General features: G+C 62.8%; 11 protein-coding genes. 2 read left to right on the top strand and 9 right to left on the bottom strand.

Translation table 11 applies throughout. The features are described 5' to 3' along the window. Positions 1–32 precede the first annotated feature (32 nt). On the bottom strand, positions 33–1,151 hold the full coding sequence (locus BDI24065_RS01355) for a branched-chain amino acid ABC transporter substrate-binding protein (protein WP_006480712.1): 1,119 nt from the start codon (positions 1,149–1,151) through the stop codon (positions 33–35). Between the two features lie 810 nt (positions 1,152–1,961). Between BDI24065_RS01355 and BDI24065_RS01350 the strand changes: the two genes are divergently transcribed. Further along, positions 1,962–2,588 (top strand): hypothetical protein, encoded by a 627-nt coding sequence (locus BDI24065_RS01350; RefSeq protein ID WP_175029658.1) that lies wholly within the window; start codon positions 1,962–1,964, stop codon positions 2,586–2,588. Between the two features lie 1,041 nt (positions 2,589–3,629). Here BDI24065_RS01350 and BDI24065_RS01345 read toward each other — a convergent pair. The 8 genes from BDI24065_RS01345 to BDI24065_RS01310 all read right to left on the bottom strand — a co-directional run bounded on the left by BDI24065_RS01345 (position 3,630) and on the right by BDI24065_RS01310 (position 14,671). Continuing rightward, complete coding sequence (locus BDI24065_RS01345) at positions 3,630–4,154, bottom strand: hypothetical protein (protein WP_175029657.1); 525 nt, start codon at positions 4,152–4,154, stop codon at positions 3,630–3,632. Beyond that, positions 4,133–8,440, bottom strand: a complete 4,308-nt coding sequence (locus tag BDI24065_RS01340; protein WP_254609642.1) for an RHS repeat-associated core domain-containing protein — start codon at positions 8,438–8,440, stop codon at positions 4,133–4,135. The genes BDI24065_RS01345 and BDI24065_RS01340 overlap by 22 nt, the downstream gene beginning before the upstream one ends. After that, on the bottom strand, positions 8,437–8,895 hold the full coding sequence (locus BDI24065_RS01335; protein WP_175029656.1) for a DcrB-related protein: 459 nt from the start codon (positions 8,893–8,895) through the stop codon (positions 8,437–8,439). Before BDI24065_RS01335 ends, BDI24065_RS01340 begins: the two co-directional genes overlap by 4 nt. Before the next feature lie 17 nt (positions 8,896–8,912). Then, the gene (locus tag BDI24065_RS01330) at positions 8,913–11,051 is read right to left on the bottom strand and encodes a type VI secretion system Vgr family protein (protein ID WP_175029655.1); all 2,139 of its coding nucleotides are present in this window, start codon (positions 11,049–11,051) and stop codon (positions 8,913–8,915) included. Between the two features lie 406 nt (positions 11,052–11,457). Continuing rightward, positions 11,458–11,967: an OmpA family protein gene (locus BDI24065_RS01325; RefSeq protein ID WP_175029715.1), complete on the bottom strand. Its 510-nt coding sequence runs from the start codon at positions 11,965–11,967 to the stop codon at positions 11,458–11,460. Positions 11,968–12,052: 85 nt separating this feature from the next. Then, the gene (locus BDI24065_RS01320) at positions 12,053–13,321 is read right to left on the bottom strand and encodes a diguanylate cyclase domain-containing protein (protein WP_175029654.1); all 1,269 of its coding nucleotides are present in this window, start codon (positions 13,319–13,321) and stop codon (positions 12,053–12,055) included. Continuing rightward, positions 13,318–14,016: a YfiR family protein gene (locus BDI24065_RS01315; protein ID WP_175029653.1), complete on the bottom strand. Its 699-nt coding sequence runs from the start codon at positions 14,014–14,016 to the stop codon at positions 13,318–13,320. Before BDI24065_RS01315 ends, BDI24065_RS01320 begins: the two co-directional genes overlap by 4 nt. Before the next feature lie 388 nt (positions 14,017–14,404). Further along, a complete protein-coding gene (locus BDI24065_RS01310; protein WP_175029652.1) occupies positions 14,405–14,671 on the bottom strand; it encodes a hypothetical protein in 267 nt (88 codons plus the stop codon). A 173-nt stretch (positions 14,672–14,844) separates the two neighbouring features. Between BDI24065_RS01310 and BDI24065_RS01305 the strand changes: the two genes are divergently transcribed. Next, entirely contained in the window at positions 14,845–16,086 is a 1,242-nt protein-coding gene (locus BDI24065_RS01305) for an NAD(P)/FAD-dependent oxidoreductase (protein WP_175029651.1), read from the top strand. Position 16,087 lies beyond the last annotated feature (1 nt).

Genomic DNA, 16,087 nt, shown 5'->3' with positions numbered 1-16,087 from the left:
GACAGGGCGGGTGCGCGGGCGGGTACTCCGTATTACTTGGCGGCGGTCTTCGTCGCGTCCTTGTGCCACGTGTACACGACGAACTTGAACGCCTTCAGGTCGCCCTGGGCGTCATACGCGACCTTGCCGATCGGCGTGTCGAACGTCGTCTTGTGCATGTACGCGGCGACCTTGGTCGGGTCGGTCGTCTTCGCTCCGGCGATCGAGTCGGCGATGATCTTCACCGCTGCGTACGCCGGCATCTGGAACGGGCCGTTCGGGTCGCGCTTCTTGTCCGCGAACGCCTTCACGAGTGCCGCGTTGGCCGGATCGGCCGAGAAGTCGGCCGGCAGCGTGACGAGCATGCCTTCCGAGGCCGGGCCGGCGATCGCCGTCACGTCCTTGTTGCCCACGCCTTCAGGCCCCATGAACGTTGCCTTCACGCCCTGCTCGCGCGCCTGGCGCATCAGCAGGCCCATTTCCGGGTGGTAGCCGCCGAAGTAGACGAAGTCGACGCCTTGCGACTTCAGCTTCGTGATGATCGCCGAGTAGTCCGAATCGCCGGCGTTGATGCCTTCGAACAGAACGACAGGAATCTTCGCGGCTTCGAGGTCCTTCTTCACCGACGATGCGATGCCCTGGCCGTACGACTGCTTGTCGTGCAGGACCGCGACCTTCTTCGGCTTCACGTTGTTGATGATGTAGTGCGCGGCGGCCGGGCCTTGCTGGTCGTCACGGCCGATCGTGCGGAAGATGAAGTGGCGCTTCTTGCCTTCCGTCAGCTGCGGCGCGGTGGCCGACGGCGTGACCATCACGATGCCTTCGTTCTCGTAGATGTCGGAGGCCGGAATCGTCGAACCCGAGCACACGTGACCGATCACGTACTTGATCTTCTGGCTGACGATCTTGTTGGCGACGGCGACGGCCTGCTTCGGTTCGCATGCGTCGTCCATCATCACGACTTCGAACTTGTTGCCGCCCGCACCGCCCGCTGCGTTGATCTGCTCGATCGCGGTCAGCGCGCCGGCCTTCACCATGTCGCCGTATTGGGCGACCGAACCGCTCATCGGACCAGCGATGGCGATCTTCACGGTTTCCGCTTGCGCGGCGGCGGCGCCGGCGGCGAACAGCACGGCGGCGACGGAAATGGACGTAAGACGGGACAGCGTCATCAGGAGCTCCTCGATGTTGTTAGTCATACGGGCAAAGGCGGCATGACTTGCGCAATCGAACAGCACCCGGGGCGAGGACATGGGACACGCCCGAGACACATAGAAGACGGAACTCCGGCGGAATGTTGCGTAGCGGGGCCCGGCTCTTGCAGTCCCCGAAGGGGACGTCTGGTTCGGAAAGACATCGTGATGCGTCTTGCATTGCGCAAGCGTTTCGCCTGCCCCGCTTGCCAAATCGCTTGTTCGGAGGGATGGTCCGACAGCCGTTGGCAAGGCAGTCGAAATTATATGGGCGTTTTTAAATCGTCTGTCAAAAATGCCGGTCGACCGAGGGAAAACACGGAGGGTTTTGTGGGGTGGTGGTGGCGATTGGGGCGCAACCTTGCGAGGGGCGAGAACGTTTGCCTGGGGTGCAATTGGGTTGCTATGGGATGGGTCAGTATGGGCGGCTTCCTTGCTGCGCTTGGCGTTCGGGGATCGTCGATTCCGCGCGGCGCGTTTTCGGGCTGCTAAGGGTCTGACCGCGGGGAGTCAATCGACTGATGATTGCTTGGGTGAGCACCAACTCGGGGCGTTCGGCCGAGGCGGAAAATCCTTCTGTTTACAAACAAAACTAAACATTTGGAAGCTAGTTGTTATTTTCGTGAAATAATACGAATTCGCTTCTGCAATCCAGCCAGCCTTCCTGTGAGTCGCGTGCGCCGCGCCTCGCAGTCGCTTCAGAGCCGCTTCGACGCCCGTTCGTCGCCCAGCCGCCAGCCAGTGATCTGCCGTTTTTTCTCATCGCATATCACCTGCTTCGGAACGCTGATGAATCACCTCCCCCGCTTTTCTTCCGCCGCCGCCGCGATTGCGTGTGCGCTTTCTGTTTCTGCCGTCGATGCTTCCGGGCGCGATTCGCTGACCGATCGGTCGGCGGGTGCCAATGTGTTTCGATCGGAGCGTAGGGCTGCTGCTCGGGATGAGGGGCACGCGGCGCGTATGAGTCGCCGCCAGGTGAAGTACGCGGCGCCCATGGAGCGCACGCCGTTCGATACGCCGGATACGCGGCCGTTGCGGGTAACGGGCAATGCGCTTGTGGCACCGCCGCCTTCGGCTGAGCACGAGCCCGATTTTGTATTGCCCTCGAACCGCGTCGCGCTCGGCGCGGGTGGGAGCGATAGTTTTGGTCGCGCGGTGCCTGGATATGAGCAGCGTGAGCAGAACTGGAATGAATATCTGCGCGCTAATGGCTCACGGCCTGCTGGTAGTGGCGGTTCGTATGCGCCGCAGCGGCCGTACGATGCTCCGCGCGGTCCGCATGGCGCGCCGAATCCGTTCGATCCGTCGGTACCGCAACCGGAAACGCGAACGTTCTATGACAACGGCGCGGGGACGAAGTGCACGGCTACGGGCGGTGCGGGGACGTCGCGGTCGTCTTGCAATATCGGTTGGTGAGGGGTTGGGGTGGTCGGCTGTGGCTGCCCTACGTCAACGGAAGCTTCTCGGCACCTCGTCGAGCAGTTCCACACTTACACATCAAAAAACCACTCGATGAACTCGTTGAAGCCACGCCACCTGGGCTCGAGGTCACCTCGCAGAAATCTCCTCAAGGTATCCCCCAACTCAATATCGAAAACCTCTCCAGTTTCCTTGTTGTAGAAATATCCTCGCCCCCCAGAAAATGAATCTAACGGAATGTATGACTCCGGAATTCCAAGAACCTCACGAGCGACCACCAATCTTCCTTTATATTCCGAGTTACTATAAAACCAGCACACCTGATATATCTCGCCGTTTTTTGAAGTAAATGTCGGACCATCCTCGGCATGCAAGTAAAATTGCGAAAAATCCGACGATAAATCAATCTCCAATCTCGAGATGGCGTTTCGGTACACCGGCTCCACATTATCGAACCACCACTTTCTATCTCGGCAAAAGCAGACAATTTTACTTGATAGCATATGCGCACTCCCGCACACACCTTACACTATCCCGCGAGATACCTGAATTCGAATAGACGCCTCCAATCATTCCAGCCCCCGGACGGTCGCACTGCACTCGAAAATCTCGCTCATGAGCATCTTTTCTCAGCTCAACAACACACTGCAACGCGCCCACCAGACCGTTCACCATTTGCGTAGCGAACCGAATGATACGAGTTATTCCTCTTCTGACGTGGCACTCGAATCAGCAGACAGCATTACTCAAAGACGTAATTCAGGATCTCGTTTATCGCACCAACGCTGACGGCCGTCGCAAGGTAGGCGCGTGGCTCTGCGCCCATACCGTTGTTCATACCCTCGCTTTACCGACGATAGAAAGAATGCCTCTGCGTAATGGTCTACATACATCGAAACGAGAGTCCCTAGTCCTTCATCACACTGCCCACCAGACCAGGGAACCACCAGAGACAAAATACGTAAAACCTACTTTTATACAACCACATGTATGCGACATACTCCTGTCAGTCGGATGCTGGCTCCGTCGAAAAAACGATTATTCAACAACCTCAACACCTGGATTCAATTTCTGATAAATATCTATAGCCTCCGCACCGATATTTGAGATCGCACGAATTCCACACGGTTCGAATTTCTCACACACCTCGCCATTATTATCAACATAGCGCCTCCGAAGCCGATCATAGAAACAATGATTCGGGAAAATATCCATATCCGACTCACCCAGTCGCCCGATATTTTCGAATCCTCCCTTTGCTCGCCAGTCCATAGCAGTAACAAGGGCAGGCGGCACGATCAAATTGTTCTTATCCAATGCAAACTTGAAGTTTTTCTCAACCGAAATCTCATTGTAAAGATAAATTATACAAAGCTCTTCCGAACCATATTTGAAATCATCCTTCACCACGAGACCAGGAATAAATCCAACTCCCCTCATATGCATAACAAATAAATCCCCTCTTTCTGGGCTCACCTTCTTTCCGCCCTCCAGGAGATTAATCACTTCCTTCATTTTCACTTGATTCATTTTCACTTGATTCATTCGAGTAGATGCCCCCATCCATTATCCTGCAACCAGTTTCGACCCCATGCTACAGCATCCTTATACAAGGGGCGACTCGGATCAATACTATTATCAATGTTCGTAAATTCACCGCGCTTTGCATCAATTACCGCTTGCTCAACAGATCTTGCCTGATTTCTCGGAAGCTGCCCCGTCTCATCTGTAAGCAAGTCGAGTCTATAACCAAGGTTTTTGGGGTAGCGTGTGGACGGATCTTTTGCTATCCCGACATAGCTGGGCTCTTGCCCCTTTGCACTTCTCAGATACACATCGGCCTTGCCGCGGCTGCGCGCCACCCAATCCTCAAACGATTCCGGCGTGGACTTAGCTGAGCATGGGGACAGCCCGAACGGATCAATCCACGAGATCGGGTTTCGCGCATAGTGATAGAGGTTAGTTCCGCCCATCAACCCAATTGGATCAGGATTGATAAAGCGCCCGATGTCAGGATCGTAGAACCGGAACGTGTTGTAGTGCAACCCAGTTTCACGGTCCAGATACTGCCCCTGGAAACGCAGGTTTTGCGCCCGCGGCACATTAGCAGGCACTGGCGCCACCGCTTGCACATCACCCCATTTCGGCGTCAGCTGCTGGGGCGCCCGCGCGACCCACTCTTCCTGCACCGCATTGCCCCACACCTTGTACCGGGCCTGCCAGATCAACTCGCCATCGGCGTTAGTCAATTCCTCCGGCAACCCCGACACATCGTTGTGGAAATAGTAGACGGCATCCCGTGCATTGGCGTCGTTAGCCGCCGCCTTACCCTGATCGATCCGTGCCAGCGGCACGTAGCTATTCGACTCATACAAGTACGTGAGCGCTTCCTCGCCCTGACGGTCGTGGTACGTCTCCTGCACGAGCCGCATGCCGTCCCACAGGAAATCCGTACTCGCGTAACCCCCATTGAGCTTACGAATCCGCCGACCGAAAGCGTCGTATTCGAAATGCGTCGTCCCGACACCAAGCCGGTCCTTCGTCACGACGGTCTTCAGCTGGTTCCAGTCGTCGTACTCAAGCGCCAACTCTTTAGCCGGTCCGTGCCCACTCAACTTGCGAACCAGCCGCCCATAAACGTCGTACTCGAAGCGCTTGTCCTCGAACATCTTGAGCCGGTTGTGCTCGACGAAGCCTCCCGGGTGATCGCTCGACACCAGGTTCGCCGCTGCGTCCCAGCGAAACACTTCCGACGGCAATCCCGGCCCGGCCGCCTGTTCAATGCGCCCCGTCGGGTCATATCGGTAGCTCGTCGTGCCATAGCGCAGATCCCGCTTCTGGATCACGTCGCCTGCGGCATCGTATTGCCATTGCTTCGCAAGCAACTCGTCCGCCGCCCGACCTCGCTGTGCAACTTGCCGAGCACGACGGCCCACCGCGTCGTACCCGAAATGACTCGTCAGCTTGCCTTGCGTCCGCAGAACTTCCCGATGCAGATCATCGCGCTCGATGTCAGCAACTGCGGTACCGTCAACACGGATCTGGTGCACATGCCCCGAACCGTAATGCAGCCAATCAATCGTGCGCTCACCTGAAATCGTGGTGCTGACGCGGTTACCAAGCTCATCGTAGGTATGCGCAAGCCAGCCCGTCGGCGTGTATTCCTCGAGCACCTCACCGCGCGCACCGTACTTCAGACTGACCCGATTCTTCAGCGACGGCCCACGAGCGGCCAGCGTGTACAACTCGGCCGACGCGATTCGGCTTGCCTTGTCGTACAAGTACTCACAACGCTCATGCGTGGCTTGCTTCGCAATCAGTCGTCCGATCGCATCGCGCTCGTATCGCGTCTCGATCTTTCCATCCCGCACGATCGTGCCTTGGCCGCACGAGTCGTATTCGTAAATGCGCTTGTGGCCATCAAGCCCGATCTGCGCAGCCACCAAATCGCGATGGTCATACTGAAAGCGATACGACTCACGGTTCTCGTTGGTCAAGCTCGCAAGCCGGAACGCATCGTCGTAACCGAATCGCACGACGCGATTTGCCGCGTCGGTACGCGAAAGCAGCAGCCCACGCGGATTAAGCTCATACCGCGTGCTGCGCTGATTCGCATCGACAACCTCAACGAGACGCCCAGCCACGTCATACCGGAACGCCTGACGAGCACCATCAGCCGTCCCGATCCCCGTGACCCGCCCCATCGCATCGGTTTCGTACACCGTCGACTGCCCGGCCGCATCGGTCACACGCGCGAGCGCACCGCGTGCGTCATACGCAAACCGCGTAACCTTGCCGGAACAATCGGTATACGACGTCAACTGCGCACGGCCATTCCACTCGAGGAACTTGTACCCACCCCGCGCATCGCGAATCGTGTGCACGAGCCCGCGCTCGTCCCGGTGATATTCGGTCGCAAAACCCGCCGGATCGCGCGTCATCGTCAGGTTGCCGAGATCGTCGTAACGGTAAATCCAGCGCGAATTCGCCGGATCGGTTTCCGCTACAGGCAGGTCGTAGTACCCATTCCACTCAGTCCGCTCGACCTGACCAAGTGCGTCGATGCGCTGAGTCTGACGCCCGCGCTCGTCGTATTCGAAGCGCGTCGTGTTCCCTGCCGGGTCGGTCGTGCTGACCAACTGCCGCATCGCGTTCCACTCGAGCTGCCACACATGGCCTTCTGCATCCGTATGGCTCGTCGGCTGCTGATCCTCATTCCACGTCCAGCGCGTAACGCGACCGATCTGATCGGTAATCGTCACCGAACGCTGCGCGAGGTCCGCATCGAATGTGTACGCTTCGCCGTCGTTGGTCCAGTGGCGCACGACGCGCGCATCGCGACCAACACCCTGCCACGCATAGAAACACTGCAGGCCGCCACGCAGCGTGTGCTGGACCATCAGTCCATGCTCGTATGCAAAGCGTCGCCCGATATGGCCGCTACGATCGGTAACGGCCACCAGTTCGCCGGTATGGCTGTACGCGTACCGCACCAGCGTGTCGGGTTGTTCACCGTCAACGCCACGGGTCAATTCGATCGCGGCAATACGTTGCGGATGCAACTTGTCGTAGGACAGTGTCAGCAAGCGACCGGCGCTATCGTGCAACCGAACGGGCCGCACAACCTCGTCAGCCGTTTCTTGCTCCACCTCGATCCAGTTACCGTTGCGGTCCTCGATACGCCTCAGCTTGAGCGCTTCGCTACCCGCATCGGTACGAGCACGGCCGAAATCGCGATACACACCGTCGACCGTTTCGACCACATAGTGGCCACCCTCGGTGCAGATCAGGTAAATGCCTTCAGGCACGCTGAAATGGCTCTCACCCGGCGGCACGGCCGGAAACACGATATCGCGCCCCTGCTCGTCCCAGTACGTGATCGATGCAACTTCGCCATGTTCGCGCGCGAGCCGCAACTCGACGCTGATCGGCACGCTCCATCCCGTCCCGAACAGGCTGTCGGCACGATCATCGAGGCTGCTATAGAAGCGCTGCCAAACGATCGGCAGCGGCCCGGGCAGCACGAAGTCGGTATCGTCCATGCCATCGAGAACCTTGCTGCCGGTAATGACGTTAACCGGATGCCCCGCCGAAGGCCGCGCCAGACTACCCAGCCAGGTACCGAACGCACTCGCCGCGAAATTGACTGCAAGACACGGCACCTTGCTCTTCAGAAAGTCGCCCCAGCTCATCTTCCCGCGGCCGCACACCGCGAGCGCGATACCGAGCGCCGCCCCCAGCCACCCGAGCCGCGTGGCCGACTTCACGTCCCGCACCCGCTGCGTGCCACCGCCGATGAAGACGTTGTCCGAGCCTTCGGCAATCGTCCCGTCGCACGTCGTCTTGTCGCCAACCCGCGCGGCCGGTTGATCGTTGATATAAACGCTGCCCGACCCGTCGGCAATCATCTGCGGCCCGGGATGATCGGTACACGCAACGGTATCGAGATCGCCCGGCTTCGCCGCCCGTGAAGCCGGCTTGTTGTTGACGTAAACGTTCCCCGACCCGCTTGCGATCTTGCCTTTGATCACGGGCGGCACGATCGAATTGGCCAGCGCCTTCGCGCCGTCGTCGATGGCCTCGTTCATGCCGCTCGCTTCCATCAGCGCGCCGGAGCCGACCGCCACGCCCACGCCGATCGCAATCACGAGCGGTGTCGCCAGCCCCATCGTGCCGATCTCGAGCGCAGCGAGGCCGGCGAACACCAGCCCCTCCATCGCCTCCGCCACCAATGCACCGACGATGGCCCCGCCGACCACGGACCCAACCGTGCCGACAAGCTCCCCCATCAACGTCGTGTGCTGGATCGGATCTTCGAAGCGAGCGGCCGCGAAGTTCTCCGCGCTCACGACGCGTCACCCGGCCCGAGCAGGGACGGCCGCGCCGCGCGCGGCTGGAAACTGGCGAGCATGCGTTCGGCGATCGCCTGCTGTTCTTCGGTCAGCGGTGCCGCGCTGGTCAACGTCATCACCAGCACGCGGCCGGCGTCGTCCGACGGAAACATCGTCTGCACCTGATGCCAGAGCCTGCCATCCCGCTCGAGCGTGGAATCGATCTGAATGCCCGCACGGGAACCCACCGTCACCGGCCGACGTGCTTTCTCGGTCAGCATCCTGGCATCGCGCGACGCCACTTCCCATTCGCGTGCGACGAACGCGTCGAGATTCTCCCCGTCGCGCAACCGCCCGCGGGCGATCACGAGATTGAGGCCGCCAGGGCCGGCGTTCATCATCAGGATGTTGACGGTGCGGTCGAGCGCCGCGTCCGGCAGTTCAAAGGTGCCTTCGTGGATTGCGTAGTGCATGGCTGGTTTCGTTCGTATTATTTGTTGAGGTCGATGCGCGTACCGTTGACCATCACGCCGTCGTCGGTCATCAGGATCACGGAGCCCTTGTGCTCGAGGCGGATGCCTTCCGGCGCGAGCGAGATCGAGCTGTCCATCACCTTCAGCAGGATGCCGCGCTCGGCCATGTGGACCTGCGTGCCGCCGCCGCCATCCTTGGCCGGCGTCATCACCTCGACGGTGGTCGCGGTCGTACTGCGCTTCTCGGCGATCGTCTCGGTCAGGTTGCCCTGCGGAATCTGCTTCTCCTCGCTGCCCGTCGCCACCAGCACGGTACGCATCGGCCCCAGCACCTTGTGCGTCTCGTTGTTCTCGACGACGGTGTTCATGTCCTTTTGCGCATGCATGAAGAATTCCTGCATGCCGTTCGTGTCGGTCATGCGGATCTCGTTCGACCCCTGCCCCTTGTGCGTCTGGCTCTTGATCCCCATCGTCTGGCCGGCCGCACCGTGGTACGGGTTGCCTTGTTCGCCGTTGAACACACGACCGACGATCACCGGGTTATCCGGGTCGCCTTGATTGAACGCGACGAGTACTTCCTGCTTGATCCGCGGAATCGCGGCCGCACCCCAGCCGTCGCCCGCCCACGGTTGCGACACGCGCACCCACATCGAATCGGAGCCGTCCTTCTTGCCGCGCCGGTCCCACGGGAAATGCACCTTCACGGCGCTCCCGTTGGTGTAGATTTCCTCGCCCTTCGGCCCGACGACCATCGCCGACTGCGTGCCATGAATCACCGGCTTCGGCGTGCCGCGCGGCGCGCGATACGGCACCTTCTTCGGCAGCAGCGCGAAGCTGTTGCGGTACGGCAGCTTGGCGCTGTGCTGCGTGTAGTCGTTCACCGCCTCGTGACGCACCTGCAGGATCACGTATTCCTGGTTGTTCTCGAGCACCGGGTGATTCGCCACCGTGACGGCGCCCGCCGTGGTCATGCGCCACGCGTAGCCGCCGCCGGTATAGCGATGGGCCTGCGCCTCCTCGGCCTCCATCGCGAAACGGGCGTAGCGGTTGCCGTCGTCGCCGTGGTCGTACAGCGACTGGTGCTCGAACCGCTCGGTCGCGTCGAGCCGCGCGTGCTTGAGGTTCTGCGGCCCGGCCTCCACCAGCATCAGCGGCGACGACGGGTTCTGGTGGTTGAAGTCGCGGAACGTGACCTTGCCGACACCGAAGCGCCGGCCTTCGTGCAACTGGTCGATGCCGCTGTCCTCGCTCGCCTCGGTCGCCGCGAACGGCACGGTGGCGAGCCCGTCGATCGGGCGGAACAGCAGGTTCGAATCGCCGATCACCAGAATGTGCTTGTCCTTCTCGTAACGGTGCGTCCAGACCAGCCCCTCCTGCTCCATCAGCCGCGCGCAGAAGTTGAAGTAGCTCTCCTGGTACATCACGACGTACTCGAGCGGCTTCTGGTTCGTCCGGATATCGAACACGAAATCGGAGAAGCCGTGCTCCTGGAAAATCTCGGTGAGGATGTCTTGCGCGGTCTTGTTCTGGAAGATCCGGCAGTCGGTCGAGCGCGTCAGGAACCAGAACCACGGCACCGCCGTCAGGTGGTACTGCGTGACGTTGCCGGGGTTGCCGGCCCGGTCGAACGACGCGACATAGCCGTCGAAGTACCGGTCGTTATCGGCGGCGCCCGATGCGACGACGCGCTCGAGCGTCGACAGGCGCGCCTGCTGGTCGAACCGGATCTTCACCTGCTGGCCGATCAGATCCTCTGGGCGCAGGTCGTGGCGATGCGACAGCAGGTCGAGGTGGATTTCCGGCAACCGGTTCACGTGCTCGTCGACCACGGCAGCGCTGACCAGGAGAACATCCGGGCCGAGCGGCGTATCGAGCGTCACGTAGCGGTTGAGCTGGGTCAGGCGCGCGGGGTTGGCGGCGCCGTTGATCGCCTCGGCGATCGCGCCGGGCGTCTTGTCCATCAGCGAGAAGCCGGTCTGCGCGAGCTGCATCGCGCGCTGGACGGTGTCGACGTGCCCGGCCAGGCCCGCGAGCGGCCCGAGGCTGCCGGCCACGCTCGACGCAACCGGGCCGGCGAGGCCGCCGAGCGCGCTCAGCGAGCCAAACGCACTACCGCCCATTCCAGTGGGAAAACCCCCATTCGGAGCGAAACTCATTCTTGTTCCTTCTTGTGTTCTCAGGTTCCAGGAGCCGGCTGACCGGCCCGAAGCCCCGATAATGTAGGACAAAACCCGGACGCGTGAAAGACACCCGCAAACGTTTCCGATCAGGCCCTCGATAATACAAAAAAGCGGACCGGCGGCTGGCCGGCCAAGCGCGGCTGCCCATGCCGAAGCACCGCGCCAGCTCGCGCGGAACACGACACAATCTGCATGAGACGTGTGACAGATCCGTACGGGGCGACGCATCGCCCCTGTCACGATGAAATTGAGCGGACTCCCGGGAAGAAAACGGGCGCGCGAAGGCACTGCGGGGCGGCGACGCTCAATCGGTCAGCGCGTTCGATAGCGTGATTTCCGCCGCGCGCAACCGCCCGTCTCCCCGATCAGGACAACCACCCTGTCACCGCGGCGACACCACGATCGCGGCCCGCCGGTTCTGCGCCCTGCCGCCCGGCGTCTTGTTGTCCCCCACCGGATCGCTCTTCCCCTTCCCGACGATTGCGATGCGATTCGCGTCCAGCCCGACGTCGATCAGTTCGAGGGAAACGACCTCCGCCCGCCGCCGGGACAACTCGACGTCATACTCGTCCACGCCTTCCTGGTCCGAGTAGCCATAGACCCGTACCCCGTTAATCCCCGCCGACCGGAGCGTGCGACCGATCCTTTCGACGATCCGCCGCACATCGGGCTTGAGGTTGTAGCGATCGAAATCGAACAGGATCGGCCCGGTCGAGCCGAACTCGAAACCCTGCTGGGTTTCCTGGAAACCGGCCGACTTGAGCGCCGTGACCTGCGTCTGCGTCAATCCACGATGAAGCGGCGGCGTCTTGCAGCCTCCGAGCAGCATGCACAAAAGCAGCGCGCTGCCGACGCACAAGCGCCCAATGCCCACCGGAAACATGTTGTTCATCATTGACCCCTTCGATTGCACCCGCATCGCGAGCGCTCTTGCAACCCACTGCCGCGGCCTCGCCCGCAGCGTGAAACGATGAACCTCAAGCCGCCCCCGCGACCCCTTCCGCCAGTTGCCACGAGCCTGGCCGGGCGCGCTTGGCGCGGTACATCGCGGCATCCGCCGCCCGCAACAAGCCGCTCGCATCCGACGCGTGATCGGGATACAGCGCAACGCCGGCACTCATCATGGTGGCCACCACGCGGCCGTCGGACAGCTCGATCGACGGCGCCATGCCGGACAGGATCTCGTCAGCAATACGACATACGCTACCCGCTTCGCGCACGGCCGGCAGCATCACCGCGAATTCATCGCCGCCCAGGCGCGCGACCAGGTCGGCCTCGCGCACCTGCGTGCGCAGCCGCGACGCGATGCCGATCAGCACCGCGTCGCCGGCTTCGTGGCCGAGGCAGTCGTTGATTTCCTTGAAGCGGTCGCAGTCGAGATACAGGATCGCGACCCGCTGCCCCGTCACCCCGGCTTCGCCGAGGGCGAGCGCGAGCCGCGACTCGAACTGCACGCGGTTGGGCAGCCCCGTGAGCGCGTCGTGCGTCGCCTTGTGTTCGAGCGACGCGTTCTCGTCGCGCAGCGTGTTCTGCCAGTCTTCGAATTCGTCGAGCAACGCGTTGAAGTCGTCACCGAGCTGGTTGAGCTCGGCAATCGCCGCCGGCTCGACGCGCTGCGCGAACGCACGTTCGCGCCGCACCGCGTGGGCGACGCCGGCCAGCGCGCGCAACGGCGAAACGATGCTGCGCAGCAGGCGCTTCGAGCTGACATACGCGCCGATCACGCTGACGGCCAGGCAACCGAGAATGCCGCCCACGCCGCCCAGCAGGAATCCGAAGAACTGATGACCGCGGCCGCGCACGACGACGTGGCCGACGACGATGCCGTCGTGCACCACCGGCGCGGTCACGGGCCCGGGCAGCGCGAGATCGGCGACGACACGCTCGAGCCGCGCGATCCCGCTGCCGGCGGGCAGCTGCCACGTCGCGAACGGCTGGTTCTTGCTATCCGTGACCACCACCTGTGCGACGTCTTCATCGCCGGCGATCAGCCCGATCGCCTCGGCCGCCGCGACGCGATCGCCGAACACGAGCGCGGCCTCGACCGTATAACCGAGCGAGCGGGCCAGCAGGTTCAGGTTGTTGCCGGCATACGCCCGCAATGCGATCACGGCCACCACGATCAACGACACGGCGGCCATTGCGACGGCGACGAACGCGAGGCGCAGGTGCGCGCGACGCAGCACGCTCTGCAGCGTCGGGCGCGGCACGCGCCGCAGCGAAACGGGGGGAGCGGGCCGCGTCATGGTGCCCCCGGCCGCCGTGCGAGATTGAGCACGTTCGGGTGCACGCGCACCCCGCTGCGGGCGACGGCGTCGAGATTGATGTCGAACGATACGCGTTCGCTGTCGACGTTGAGACAGAACATGCCGCCCGCGGTGCAGGATGGATCGTGTTCCGAAATCGTCAGCACCGGATGGCCGGCCACCGCAGCTCTCACGCGCGCTCTCTCATCTGCGCTCAGGTTGCCGAGATAGACGACGTCGCAGGCGATGCCGAGCGCGGGATCGTCGAAGCGCACACGCTGCACGTCGAGCAGCGTCGAGCCGGCCTGCAGCGTGTCGGTCAGGCCACGCGCATAGTCGGGCCGGCCCGTGACGCACAGATGCAGTCGAACGGGTGTCGTCGGCCAGTGGGTGAAACTGATGATGCCCAGCACGACCTGACGCACGGCCGTGTCGTGTGACGCGTCAGCGGAATCGGCGGGGCTCGTGGCGGCAACGATACGCACCGTGTCGACCGGATCGTCGACGCCGGCGGAAGCACCGGCGAGCATGGCCTGTGCCGCCCCCAGAACGCAAACGATTGCGACCAGCGCGTGGCGCAGCGGAGCGGTTCGACCCGGGCAGCCGGGCGCCGTTCGCGCGGCGATTGCCGCCGCGTCCGCTGGCGTCGCCGCAGTCGCGAGACTGGCAGCGGACGCGCATACTTTCGCATCCATGATGGCAACATCCGCTGGCGTCGCTCCGGCGCTGCCTCCCGCCTCCCTCCATGCGCGTGCAGGCACCGAATTACGCACATGATGGCTTCATCTTAGGTAAAAATTCGCATCACCAACCAGTGGGAAACACCCGCGAGAAACGCGGGAAAGTATGCGGAATCGGCGCTGGACGCGCGAACGTGTTTGCCGATGCCGATCCGGTGTCGACGTCGGGAAATTGATCAGCGGATTGGATGCTCGGGGACGCCAAACTTCATACGTTCTGTCGCGGGATGCCGTGGCCGACACATCGTATCGAAGGCGTCGGCCAGGAATGATGCGCGTCGACACGCACGCACTCGCGCGGCGGGGGCCGTTGTTCGAGATGGCTTGAACACGCAGTGAACGACTACTGTTCGTCAGCTTCCTCGACGAAGATCTCGAACCATGCGTTCATCGCGGCCCAGAAGTCCACGTGCTCGAGCTCGGTCGGACGTTCGTGCCACGCGATCCAGAGCGTATCCGCCAGCCTGTCGTCCGGCGCGTCGAGCAGCGCGCGCCACGCAGGCGGCACATCGACATCGGCCGGAATCTCGTGTGCCGCGAGCCAGACGCTGCCGCTCGCCCGGAAGCGCTTCAACTCCGCCGCATAAACCGGTGCGGTCAACTCGATCATCGCGTGTCACCCTCGAATCCCGGATCCCGCGCATGCTACTGCCCGCGTCGTCGCGTCGATCGCGAATCGTCGCGCCCGGGCCATCTGCCATGCGCAGGCCGTGTGCGTCTTCTTGGTACCCCACGCCGCCGCGAGTATGCTTGCAGTTCGCTAACCGTCATTCAACACCATCGATGGATTTCGACGTCATCGTTCTCGGCGCAGGCATCGTCGGCGTATCCGCAGCGCTCCACCTGCAGGATCGCGGACGCAAGGTCGCGCTCATCGATCGCGGCGCACCCGGCGAAGGCACGAGCTTCGGCAACGCGGGGCTGATCGAGCGCTCGTCGGTCGAACCGTATCCGTTCCCGCGCAGCCCGTTCACGCTGATGCGCTATGCGCTGAACCGCTCGACCGATCTCTACTGGCACAGCGCGTCGCTGCCCGCATTCGCACCGTGGCTTGCACGTTTCTGGTGGGAATCGGCGCCGTTGCGTCACGCGGCAGCGGCACGCGACATGCTGCCGCTGATCGAGCGTTGCATCGTCGAGCACGACGCGCTGATCGCGCGAGCCGGCGCCGGCGAACTGATCCGCGCGAACGGCTGGCTGGAAGCGTTCCGCACGCCGGCCGCATTCGAACGCGGCGTGGCCGAAGCCGGGCTCACCGCGCGCCGCCACGGGCTCGGCATCACGCCGCTCGATGCGGCCGCGCTGCTCGCGCACGAACCGAGCCTCGCGCCCGGTTTCTGCGGCGCGCTGCACTGGCTCGATCCGAAAAGCGTCGTCGACCCGTCCGCACTCGTCAAAGCGTACGCACGCCTCTTCGTGCAGGGCGGCGGCACGCTGCTGACGGGCGACGCCGCGAGCCTCGACGCGCTGTCGCCGGGCTGGCAGGTCCGGACGCAAGACGGGATGGCCGCCGCGCCGGCCGTGGTCGTCGCGCTGGGGCCGTGGTCGGACACGGTGTTCGGCAAGTTCGGATACAAGATTCCGTTGCGCGAGAAGCGCGGCTATCACATGCACTACGCGCCGTCCGAACGCGGCGTGCCGTCGGCGCCGATCGTCGATCGCGAATACGGTTACGTGATCGCCCCGATGAAGCGCGGGCTGCGGCTGACGACCGGCGTCGAGATCGCGCGGCGCCGCGTGCCGCCGACCGGCGTGCAGCTCGAACGCGCGGAACGCGTCGCACGGCCCGTATTCGGTTTCGGTGAGCGGCTCGACCCGCACCCGTGGCTCGGCTTCCGGCCGTGCACGCCCGACATGCGCCCGGTGATCGGCCCCGCGCCCGCGCATCGCGGGCTGTGGTTCGCGTTCGGCCACAACCATCACGGGCTGACGCTCGGCCCCGTCACGGGCCGCCTGCTGGCCGAGATGATGACGGGCGAAGCGCCGTTCACCGATCCGGCGCCGTATCGCGCGGATCGCTTCTGAC

Origin of the sequence: Burkholderia lata, assembly GCF_902499025.1 — a bacterium.
Taxonomy (GTDB): Bacteria; Pseudomonadota; Gammaproteobacteria; order Burkholderiales; family Burkholderiaceae; genus Burkholderia; species Burkholderia lata_C.
Note: the sequence above shows the minus strand (reverse complement) of the source record. Positions and strands in the feature narration are given on the sequence as shown.